General features: G+C 50.5%; 8 protein-coding genes. 3 read left to right on the forward strand and 5 right to left on the reverse strand.

Annotation, left to right across the window (positions count from 1 at the left end):
• Positions 1-375: 375 nt before the first annotated feature.
• From aroD to BN1969_RS00055, 4 genes are all read right to left on the reverse strand, one after another.
• Complete coding sequence (gene aroD, locus BN1969_RS00045; protein WP_050622426.1) at positions 376-1,137, reverse strand: type I 3-dehydroquinate dehydratase; 762 nt, start codon at positions 1,135-1,137, stop codon at positions 376-378.
• A gap of 152 nt (positions 1,138-1,289) precedes the next feature.
• Positions 1,290-2,213 carry a glycyl-radical enzyme activating protein gene (locus BN1969_RS16865; protein WP_082203421.1) on the reverse strand — a complete coding sequence of 308 codons (924 nt, stop codon included), beginning with the start codon at positions 2,211-2,213 and terminating at the stop codon, positions 1,290-1,292.
• A gap of 80 nt (positions 2,214-2,293) precedes the next feature.
• Entirely contained in the window at positions 2,294-4,744 is a 2,451-nt protein-coding gene (locus tag BN1969_RS00050; protein ID WP_050622427.1) for a pyruvate formate lyase family protein, read from the reverse strand.
• 66 nt (positions 4,745-4,810) lie between these two features.
• Entirely contained in the window at positions 4,811-6,106 is a 1,296-nt protein-coding gene (locus tag BN1969_RS00055; RefSeq protein ID WP_050622428.1) for an SLC13 family permease, read from the reverse strand.
• A gap of 324 nt (positions 6,107-6,430) precedes the next feature.
• On the opposite strand from BN1969_RS00055, the gene BN1969_RS00060 reads away from it, so the two are divergent.
• The 3 genes from BN1969_RS00060 (at position 6,431) to BN1969_RS00070 (ending at position 10,376) form a co-directional block, all read left to right on the forward strand.
• Positions 6,431-7,444 (forward strand): LysR family transcriptional regulator, encoded by a 1,014-nt coding sequence (locus BN1969_RS00060; protein ID WP_050622429.1) that lies wholly within the window; start codon positions 6,431-6,433, stop codon positions 7,442-7,444.
• 50 nt (positions 7,445-7,494) lie between these two features.
• Positions 7,495-8,289, forward strand: a complete 795-nt coding sequence (locus tag BN1969_RS00065; protein ID WP_050622430.1) for a MerR family transcriptional regulator — start codon at positions 7,495-7,497, stop codon at positions 8,287-8,289.
• An 89-nt stretch (positions 8,290-8,378) separates the two neighbouring features.
• The gene (locus BN1969_RS00070; RefSeq protein ID WP_050622431.1) at positions 8,379-10,376 is read left to right on the forward strand and encodes an oxidoreductase; all 1,998 of its coding nucleotides are present in this window, start codon (positions 8,379-8,381) and stop codon (positions 10,374-10,376) included.
• Positions 10,377-10,503: 127 nt separating this feature from the next.
• Here the strand turns inward: BN1969_RS00070 and BN1969_RS00075 are convergent.
• Positions 10,504-10,880: helicase C-terminal domain-containing protein (locus tag BN1969_RS00075; RefSeq protein ID WP_272867216.1), on the reverse strand; the 377-nt coding region annotated here is incomplete at its 5' end.

Genomic DNA, 10,880 nt, shown 5'->3' on the forward strand with positions numbered 1-10,880 from the left:
CCGGTAGGCACCGGTGCCCAGTAACACGGAATTTGTGTCCTCTCTGAACTCTCTCAGAACTTTTTCTTGGGAGGCACCACTTTGTTGAATCAGGATCTTCTAAGGAATGTCACGGCCTTGAAGCGCTGCATAGACATCTTCCATATTTGACTTTTCGGTAAGTATTACCCTTTATACCGAGAAGTCACCGGAGCTTACCGCAAGTCACGGTGACTTCCATAGACAGTGTGGCACACTTTGAACCCTTATTCAATCCACGCTATTATTTGACGCTTACGGCAGAACGGCCCCGAAAGGCTCTGCCATAAAATGCTCCTGCCTGAGCTAAACAAAGAAACGTCAGCTTAGGCAGGAGCATTCAAAACGGAATCGGAATTAAAGAGAATTATGGAGGATTTCAAGGACTTGGCGGAGCTGATCCACTGGGATCTGTCCCGGCGCAGACACCTGTCCCACCGCCCCAAAGGTCATGGAGGAGCCGAACACTTCGCCACACAGGCGGCTGACTACCCCCTGGGAAGACATGGACATGGTAATAATAGGGCGATCCGCATAACAGCGCGTCATCTCCTCTGTGGCCGACAGCAACGTCAGCACATCCCCTGCACTCCGGGGCATCACAGCGATTTTAGGGATGTCGGCCCCCATATCCTGCATTTTCCTCAGGCGAAAGATCAGGTCCGCCTGGCTGGGTGTTCTTTGAAAATCGTGATTGGAACCTACCACGATCCTGCCCGCCTGATGGATCCCGTCGATATTCTCCCGCACCACGCTGTCCCCGGAGAAAATCTCCACATCAACAGCATCCACGTCTCCAGATAGGGCTGCCGCCAGGTTGAGCTGGGTATAACGATCCGGTGGAAGTTCCCGCTCGCCGCCCTCCTTTCTGGTACGGAATGTGAAGAGGATCGGAATGTTCCCCAAAGCCTCCCTCAGTGCCCGTAGTGTGGAGAGCACAGACGGCAGATCGTTTACATCCTGATAAAAGTCTACCCGCCATTCCACCACATGCAGTGGGATATTTGTCAGTTCCTGGGCTCTGGCCAGTATCTCCTCTCGGCTTCTCCCTACAATAGGGACAATAATTTTTGGGCTACCAATACCGATTTCAACGTCCCTCAGTTTTACTATTTCCATTCTAAAATTCCTCTTCCTTATTGATGAAATCTCAATATACTATTACCATGGCTCTGGTCCATTCGCTCTGTGCTTGGTGATGCGGCCTCTCTATATATGGGATTCCTCGCCATGGTGCCTGAATTTATTCTTAGAATTTTGAGCCCCAGGCTTCAGTGACCACTGATATGCACTGTAAACCCATATGATTTCCAAACGTCAGACAGAATTTCCAGGTGCTCCAATTTTGGCGGCTGGTATCCAATACATGGTTCTGTTGAACGTCCCAACGCTTCTAATTTTGAAATTCCGAGGGTATGGTAGGGTAAAAGATAAACATTTGAAATATATTGCTTTAAAGGTAGAATAAATTCAGCAGTTTGACGAATCAAATCCGCATCATCATTTACTCCACTTATCAGAGGCATCCTTAACCATATTTCTTTTTTTAAATCTAGCGCAATATACCTGAGATTGTCCAGAATCAATTTATTCGATACCCCGGTAAGGGCTTTGTGTTGCGAATCATTTAAGTGTTTGATATCGTAAAGTACAATATTAGTATAAGGCATTACCTGATCAATAGCTTTTCTGTCTGCAAATCCGCAGGTTTCAATGCATGTATGGATGTTCCTATCTGAACAGCACTTTAAAATAGCGGAAACGAATTCCGGCTGACTCAGTGGTTCTCCTCCACTGATGGTAACCCCACCCCCGGAATGTTTGTAAAATAAATGATCTCTTGCAACTTCCTTAAACACTTCATCTGCTGTTTGCAGATGTCCCATTAGTTCTCTTGCTTGTTTGGGACACGCTGAGATGCAGTTGCCACATGCAATACAACCGTCATGTCTGACCTGCAGAGTCTGTCCCTCCAAACTAAGCAGCTTCTGCGGACAGGCCGGTACACAGCGGCCGCATGCAATACAAAGATTCTTATAATACATGACTTCCGCCTGTACACGGTTTGATTCTGGATTATGGCACCAGATACAGCGCAGAGGACATCCCTTTACAAAAACAGTGGTGCGAATCCCTGGACCGTCATGAATAGAAAATTTTTGAATGTTGAATACCGTGCCCTGCATAGCACCCATCTTTTCTTACCTCACTCGCTTGTTGGTGTTCAGCCTGTGGTGAATCCCTTATCAGACGCACCACAGGCTGAACAGCTTTTTTATAGAACCATGTGAGTTGTTCGCGCAATTAGCTCGTCCTGAACATTGGGCGCCAGTGTTACAAAATAGGCACTGTAGCCGGCCACCCGGACAATCAGATCTTTATGCTCCTCGGGGTGTTTCTGAGCTTCTTTCAGAAGTTCCTGGTCCACAACGTTAAATTGGATTTGTTTCCCGCCCTCAGAGAGATAGGTGCGAATCATCATGCTGAGTTTGCTCATATCCTCCTCGTTCTGCAGTGCAGAAGGATGGAGCTTCATGTTCAGAAGCAGGGACTGAAGCTTTTTCTGAGGAATTTTCAGCGCACTGTTCAGCATGGCGGTTGGACCGTGTGTATCCATGCCCTGGATGGGGGAAGCGGCCCCGTCAGCCAGATATTTTCCGGCATAGCGGCCATCCGGCGTTGCTCCGCACAGACGTCCGCCGGGATCATGGGAGGTGATGGAGATGCCTGCAACACAGAATTTTGCAATTTTCCCATCCGGGCCAACACGGTAGCTGTCAATCTGGCACCCTGCATCCGCCAAGCGGCTATAGATATCACTGACAACAGCGTCTGTTTCCTCGTTGTCATTTCCGTATTTTGGAACGGCAAGGCACATGTTCCGAATCGCTTGATTCCGCTCCCCTTCCCAGTTTGCGTCCAAAGCGTTCAGCAGTTCATCCATTGTCAGGACCTTGTCATCAAATACCAGCTTTTTGATCACTGCTACGGAATCACCGACGTTAATAGTACCAATCCCGATATTCATAGTGGGACCGATTCCATACGGAAGCTGACGGTCTTTCCCGATTTTCCCGATCTTGACGCCGTCAGAGAACAGAGAGATGGGGAATGGATCCTGCATATGTTTGTGAGCGGTTAAATAGCGCAGCCGGTAGTCTTGTGCAAAATACTCCATGAAGTAAGTCATGTGCTCAATCATTTTTTCCCGGAACTCTTCATAAGTCTTCATTCCGCGCACGTCGCCGGTATGAGGGCCAATCTGCTGCTTGAGCATAGGACTGTAGCCGTCATGCATAAAAGTATCAAACGCCAGGGCGTTAACCATCATAGAGAATACCATTCCCCAGCCTTCTGGAACAGTGACATCAACGCAGCCGATGATATAGTAGTCCCGGGCTACCTCCAACGGAACTCCCTTTTTCACTAAGTTTCCGATATAGCACTCATCGCTAATAAAGGAGGGCATACCGATACCGGTTTTAACCAATTCAAGGCTCTTCATCATCAGGGCCTCTGGTGTTTTATCACTGACACGGACATGCAGAGTGTGATGAGGTGTAGGACAGCGATATGCTGCCTCTAAGAACAAATAGCTCAGCTCATTGGTCACATCATTTCCATCCCGATCGACGCCGCCCAATGTTGCACTATTCCAACGGGCCTGGCCGGACCACTTCAGACGGCTCTGACCGCCGGAAGTGTTCTTCATCTGCATGAATTTGGTGCGGTACAGCTCCAGATACTCCAGAACGGTCTCGTCATCGATGATACCGGCCTGGATATCTGCCTTGTAGTAGGGATACAGATACTGGTCCATACGGCCCAGCGGAGTGGTGGTCTGGCAACTGATCATCAGGAAGATAAACCACTGGAACTGCATCGCCTGCTTAAAAGTCTTGGCAGGATACTGAGGGACTACGCGGCAGTTTTCCGCCATTTCCCGCAGCTCAGCCTTGCGCTTTTCGTCCTTGGCCTCGCCAGCCAGCTGGTCACACAGATCCGCATAGCGGTTTGCCCAGCGAATGACCGCCTCGTTGATGATGATAAAGGACTTCAGCAGATTGATTCTGTCCACATCCTCGTCGGTGCGGATGCTTAGTGCGGTGTACTTTCCAAGTTCCTCCTTGGCTTCGTCGATGATAGCCTGAAGTCCCTTGCCAATCACATACCCATAGTCGATTTGATAGGTGTCCGCCTCAGGCAGGATAGCCATGCCGTTACAGGCGTAGCCCATGCCGGCAGCCTCTTCCAGGGTGTTGTTAACCGGAAGCAGATAGCCGCTTCTCTTCCAGGCCCACATCTCATCGTCATAGAGTTCATACAGCTTATATTCCGGGATAATCTTGTGCCAATATTCGGTCAGCTCATACATCTTGCTGGCGTCTTCATCGGAGATGGCATACTCCTCGCCACGCAGCGATTCGATGCCCTCCTTCTGCCAAGTTCCCTTGGTCCAGAAGTCCGCTTCCACCGCCATGGGCTTAGAGGCCGGCGCGCCGGCAATCAGATCGCCATCCAGTAGGTAGATGGGAATGTGCTCCATCATATAGGCCTGAGCATTGGCCATGCGGATGGGGTCCGCTTCGCCCTCGTGCTCCTGATAGGCCTTGGTAAACAGCGATGCCTTTTCCACACTGAACACCACTTCCGGCTTGCGCACGCGGTCATAAATAGCCTTCACGCGAGGCGTCATGGTACGGCTTTTTTGTTCATTCAAACTCATAATTACCCTTCTTTGCAATAAATTTCAAATCACGCAGGCAGCGCCCGCTATGGTAAGGTTTCTTGTTTAAAACAGATTGAAAATCCCCAGCAGGGCGAGCACGGTGCCAAGGACTGCGGCCAAAAGCGCTACGGCCAGCATCTTGGTGGTAATCTCCTTTCGGACGGTATCATCCGTACAGCCAGTCAGATGCAGGGCTCCGCCGGTAGACAGCGGGCTGATTGCGCTCATAGAGACGGACACAACAATACAAGTAAACATGGCCAGCGGTGTAACATTTGCTAGAGCGGCCAGACTGTCGACCAGGGGGAACAACGCAAACTTGAATGCGGTACCGTCCACAAAAATGGTCAGTAGGCCACCAATTAGCATGATGCTGGGACAGACCAGCCAGCTGGGGATCTTGGACAGACCGTCAATCAAGGTCTCCTGAACGCCCATAGCAGAGGCAAGCCCACATAGCGTACAGGCACCGCAGATGGTAAGAATCAGGCTCCATGGAACATCGTTTTTGATTACCTCAATGGGGTCGGCCAGCTTGAAGAGGGAGCAGATCACAATACCCACAGTGAAAATCATGCGTACATCTATATAGGTCGTGATCCAGAGAGTGATCGGATTGGGCAGGAAGTTCTGAATGATTGGCGGCACCATCATCAAAACGATAGTGGCCAGCAGGAACCATAGAGACTTCTTCTGCTCATTCGTAAAAGGCTCCGGCCGCTCCAGCAGCACATCGCCCTTCTTGGATGCTCGCCAAGGTTTGGTGATCAGATAGAGGATTGCAAAGAGGACAAGACCCTCAATAAACATGAAAGCGTTGATACGGTACACGGCATCGACACCGGTTCCCAGACCGACAAACTCCTCTGCCTGGCCAATCTCGGCTGCAGAGTCGCCCACCCAGGGCCATCTGCAGCCGGCCTGGAGTCCTGTATAGATGGCCACCACGCACAGAACCGGGTTGATCCCCATGTTGGCTGCGACAGAGAACGCGATAGATGAGGTAATAACGGGGCCACCATACTTACCGCAGTTTAGTGCATTCAGTACATAGGCCATTAAGTACAGTAAAAACGGGACCAGCCAAGTCCGCCCGCCAGACAGCCGCATGACCCGGACTGCAATGCCACGCATGGCACCTGACTTGTTGAGAAATCCGATGTACGCAGTGGCAAAAATCATAATCCACATCATGGAAGTGGGCCAGTAGCCAATCAAATCGTTATTTGACAGGCCATAGACCAGCCGGCCGACCACAAAGGCCACTGCCAGACAGAAAAAGCCCACATGATTGCCGAGCTTTTTGGCAATCAACACGGATCCGATAATCATTGCGAAGTAAAGAATAACGGTTAACATGGATGCACCTTCTCTTTTCTACGTTGTTTTCGGGCCTTCCGCCCATAATCTCAGATTCCAGGGCTTGCAGATATTCTCTTTGGTCTGGTTTGTTCCCCCCTTCTGTAGACCAAAAACGTTGTTGTAGAAGTCATCCGACTTTTCAAGGGGATTGTAGCAATCTTTGTTTAAAATGTAAAACACCTCTTTACTCTACATCCGCAACCAAAAGGTTGAAACTGTCTTCTGAAAAGAAAGTATCTTTACTCAGAAACCGATTATTCCCATTGACATCTCAACGGATTCTGAGTAGACTGAAGTCACTTTGTAGGGGGAGGTGTGTTCGTGACATTTCATAACCTGTACTACTTCATTGAAGCCGCAAGGGATCTGAATTTCAGCAAAACCGCAGAGAGGTTGTTTGTGTCGCCGCAGTCCATCTCAAAACACATCGGAAAACTAGAAGAGCACTACTCAGTCAAGCTTTTTGCACGCAGGCCTGACCTCCAACTGACGGAGGCGGGTCAGCTGATTGCAATAAAAGCGGAGCAAATCTTCAGCATTGAAAAAGACATCAACAGGAAACTAGCGCAGATGAAACTCCAAAACCCCACTGCCATCCAGATGAAGTGCAACTTGACAAAGGCGACTGTATTTCTCCCCACGATTCTGAAGCTCTACGCGGAGCAGTATCCCGGAACTCAGATCTTCTGCGATGACAGCCGGACAGACGAGCTGGGCGATACTCATATCCAGAGCGAATTACTGAATCACTCCATCCATTTTTACGTTGGGGAACAGATCCCTGTGGAAAGCGAGGATATCATTCAGCGTCTCCTCTTCCGTGACCGCAACCTCTTTGCGGTGTCAAAGCAGAAATACCACGAATACTTCCAAGATAACACAGGGTTGCTGAACAAGTCCCTCGAAGGTGTCTCTCCATCCGACTTTGGAGATCTGACGTTTTTGCTGCAAGAGGACAGCCGTATTCCCAGCACACATGCATATTTTTTGCACAATGCGGGCGGCCTGAAGCGAGAGAACTGCATAATCTACAACCATGTCCCCCTCAACATGATGCTGAACATGTGCCGAAAAAATATGGGGGTCATTCTGTTGTCCGAGCTCTTGCTGTACTATTATGTGTCCATCCAGAATCACATATTGGACGATTTGTACCTTTTCAACGCCTCCATCAACGGGATCCCCTACTATCGCAATCTGTATCTCTGCTACAGCCGCGATGTCACAAAGCTCGACCAGGCCGTTTCTGATTTTCCCGCTATCATACAAGAGGAATTTCAGCATATCCAAACCCATATCGAACAAGAACTGAAAATTTGTGCCGGCTGTATTTAAGGGTATTTTTGTGCCGCGGCAGGCTAAAGCAGCTTTAGGGGGCCAACTCTATGTTATATTCCATTGGGGACCTCTCGGATATCTTGGGAATTACAACAAGTGCGATCCGCTTTTTGGAGTCAAAAGATATCATTCACCCCCATAAGGATCCGGCGGGGTACCGCCTCTATGACCTGCAGGACATTTTTCGCCTGCTCTCCTACAATAAATACAAAAATATGAAAATCCCGCTGAAGGAGATCAGCAGACAGTTCAGCGGCGCTGAAAATGACCGGCATCTGATCTATTCCCGCATCAAAGCGGCATCCCAGGAGGCGCAGCGAAAGGCACAGTATTATGCCGACTTGGTATGTTCCATTGACGAATACTTGGATGACATTGAATCAATTGACCGGCTATTGAATCGATATGAATTCGAACGGTCGCCAGAATGGCTTTTCCTCAGCGATTCGGAGACCGGTTGGCTGTCAGCCAACCGGCACCAACGCGGGATTATCAGGCCCTGGGTCGATGCCATGCCCCTCGTTCACCTGTCGGCAATCAGCCAATACCCCTCCCGTACCTCCCAACTCGGGTATCTGATCCGGGCAGAGAAGGCCAACCAGCGCCAGCTGCCGTGCAACGATACCGTACAGAGGATTGGGGGCCTTCCCTCCCTCCACACGATCAGGATTGCCAAGCAGGACTTTCCTGCCGACCCGAACGAAGTGTTTAGCGTACCATTGCTCTACGCGGAAAGCAGGGGGTTTCATATCGCTGGGCCCATGGTTGCCAACATTATTCTGGTCGAGACCGCTCCAGATACCATGAAGGTATATGTGGATCTGTGGGTGCCGATTCAATAGCGTAATTTTGTATAGAATCCTGTCTTGCAGCAAAAGCTGCTTTATCGTTTATAATGGGGCCACCAAAAGAAAAAGGGGAGACATCCACTATGAACGAGCAACATAAGGTATTATTCCAGCCGATTCAAATCGGCTCCTGCCTGATTAAAAACCGCTTTGCTATGGCGCCCATGGGCCCCCTGGGTCTGGCAGACGCGGAAGGTGGCTTTAACCAGCGAGGGATTGACTACTATACAGAGCGCGCGAAAGGTGGGACTGGACTGATCATTACCGGTGTCACCTTTGTGGACAATGAGGTCGAGGAACACGGAATGCCCAACTGTCCCTGTTCCACACACAACCCCGTCCATTTCATTCGCACCGCCCGGGAGATGACGGAGCGCATCCACGCCTACGGATCCAAGATCTTTCTTCAGATGTCCGGCGGCTTCGGCCGGGTCACTATCCCTACTAACCTGGGGGAGTTCCCGCCTGTCGCCCCCTCCCCCATCCAGCACCGTTGGCTGGACAAGACCTGCCGCGCACTGACCGTTGATGAGATTCACTCCATTGTGAAGCGCTTCGGAGACGGCGCCTATAACGCCAAACGTGCCGGCTTTGACGGCGTGCAGATCCACGCTGTCCACGAGGGTTACTTGATTGACCAGTTCGCCATCGCCCTGTTCAATCAGCGGACAGATGAATACGGTGGCAGCCTAGAAAACCGTCTGCGGTTTGCCCGGGAGATCGTGGAGGAGATCAAGTCCCGCTGCGGTCAGGATTTCCCGGTCACGCTGCGCTACAGCCCTAAGAGCTTTATCAAGGAGCTACGGGTCGGAGCCTTGCCCGGTGAGGAGTTTGTAGAAAAGGGCCGTGACCTGGAGGAGGGTGTAGAGGCCGCCAAATTGTTGGTCTCCTACGGTTATGACGCCCTTGATACCGATGTGGGCAGCTATGATGCATGGTGGTGGAGCCATCCCCCCATGTATCAGGAAAAGGGCTTGTACCGCCCCTACTGCAAGTTGATGAAAGAGACCGTCTCCGTTCCCATCATCTGCGCCGGCCGCATGGATGACCCGGATATGGCCTCCCAGGCGATTATAAACGGTACCTGCGACATGGTCAGCTTAGGGCGGCCCCTTCTGGCAGATCCCGACTACTGCAACAAACTGCGCAGCGGTCGCATGGATGAGATTCGTCCCTGTATCTCCTGCCAGGAGGGCTGTATGGGACGCATTCAGGAGTATTCCGCCCTGAATTGTGCCGTTAATCCCCAAGCCTGCCGCGAGCGCTATACGGCCTATACGCCAATCCTGAAGCCCAAAAAAGTCATGGTGATTGGCGGCGGCGTGGCTGGTTGCGAAGCTGCTAGGGTGCTGGCTATTCGCGGACATAAGCCGGAAGTTTTTGAGGCGAAGTCCTACCTGGGCGGAAATCTGATTCCCGGTGGTGCGCCAGGCTTTAAGAAAGACGATATTGCATTGGCCGACTGGTTTACTCGTCAGTTAGAATTGTTAGAGGTTCCGGTTCATTGTAATGCCCTTGTAACAACTGAAATGGTTATCAAAGGACATTACGATGCAGTAATCTGTGCCACCGGCTCCCAGCCCAAAATGTTCTCTTTGGGAGATGATTCCAGGGTATATTCCGCCGCAGATGTGCTGACAGGAAAAAAGGACCCAGGCCAGACTGTGGTCGTGGTCGGTGGCGGGCTAGTTGGCTGCGAGACAGCTCTCTGGCTCGCGCAGAACGGCAAAACCGTGAAAATCGTAGAGGCGCTGGATAAGTTGCTTGCGCTCAACGGCCCACTCTGCCACGCCAACAGCGAAATGTTGGAGCGTCTCATTCCCTTCCATGGGATTGAGACCATCGTAAACGCAAAGGTTTCCTCTTATCAAAATGGAAAGCTAATACTTCAGAGTAGAGGCGATACGATTAATCTGTCTTGCGACAGCGTAGTTCTTGCCGTCGGCTATAAGGAAAATAATGATTTGTATCAATCTCTGGAGTTTGATATCCCTGAGTTGTACTGTCTGGGCGATTCCAAGAAAGTGTCCAACATCATGTATGCCATCTGGGACGCGTTTGAAGTAGCAAATCACATTTGAAATAATAAAAAATAACCCCCTGTGTAGTCTACCTTTCTACACAGGGGGCCTTTTATCTAATGTCTATCTATGCTGAAAGAAGTTTGCCTTAGTGGGGTTTAATTATTATAGTGCAACATCTGGTGTTCTATATTACTTTACAAACTCCATCATAGAACTCCCGGACGACCTGAAGGTCCACAGTCCTGTTGTGGATCGGCAGGGCATCCCAGACGATATCGTGGTACCGTTCCGGTGGGTCATCTCGGAGACGCCGGTCGATGATGGAGATGATGCCAGTATCCGTTTCATTTCGGATCAGGCGGCCGATACCCTGCTTGAGGTGGATGATCATCTCCGGCACGCTGACCTCCATCAGGGGATCAGTCGCAATCGACGCCTTATAGTCAATGACCGGATCGGGTACAGGAAAGGGTAGGCGGAAAATTATCACATGGGAGAGGCTTTTACCTTCGATACTGATCCCCTCCCGGTAGGCACCGGTGCCCAGTAACACGGAATTTG

The sequence above is a fragment of the Clostridium phoceensis genome, from assembly GCF_001244495.1.
GTDB classification, from domain to species: Bacteria; Bacillota; Clostridia; order Oscillospirales; family Oscillospiraceae; genus Lawsonibacter; species Lawsonibacter asaccharolyticus.

Coding starts and splice junctions, on each gene's coding strand:
- aroD (WP_050622426.1), bottom strand. CDS start 1,137: ATGGAAATAGTAAAACTGAGGGACGTTGAAATCGGTATTGGTAGCCCA.
- BN1969_RS16865 (WP_082203421.1), bottom strand. CDS start 2,213: ATGGGTGCTATGCAGGGCACGGTATTCAACATTCAAAAATTTTCTATT.
- BN1969_RS00050 (WP_050622427.1), bottom strand. CDS start 4,744: ATGAGTTTGAATGAACAAAAAAGCCGTACCATGACGCCTCGCGTGAAG.
- BN1969_RS00055 (WP_050622428.1), bottom strand. CDS start 6,106: ATGTTAACCGTTATTCTTTACTTCGCAATGATTATCGGATCCGTGTTG.
- BN1969_RS00065 (WP_050622430.1), top strand. CDS start 7,495: ATGTTATATTCCATTGGGGACCTCTCGGATATCTTGGGAATTACAACA.
- BN1969_RS00070 (WP_050622431.1), top strand. CDS start 8,379: ATGAACGAGCAACATAAGGTATTATTCCAGCCGATTCAAATCGGCTCC.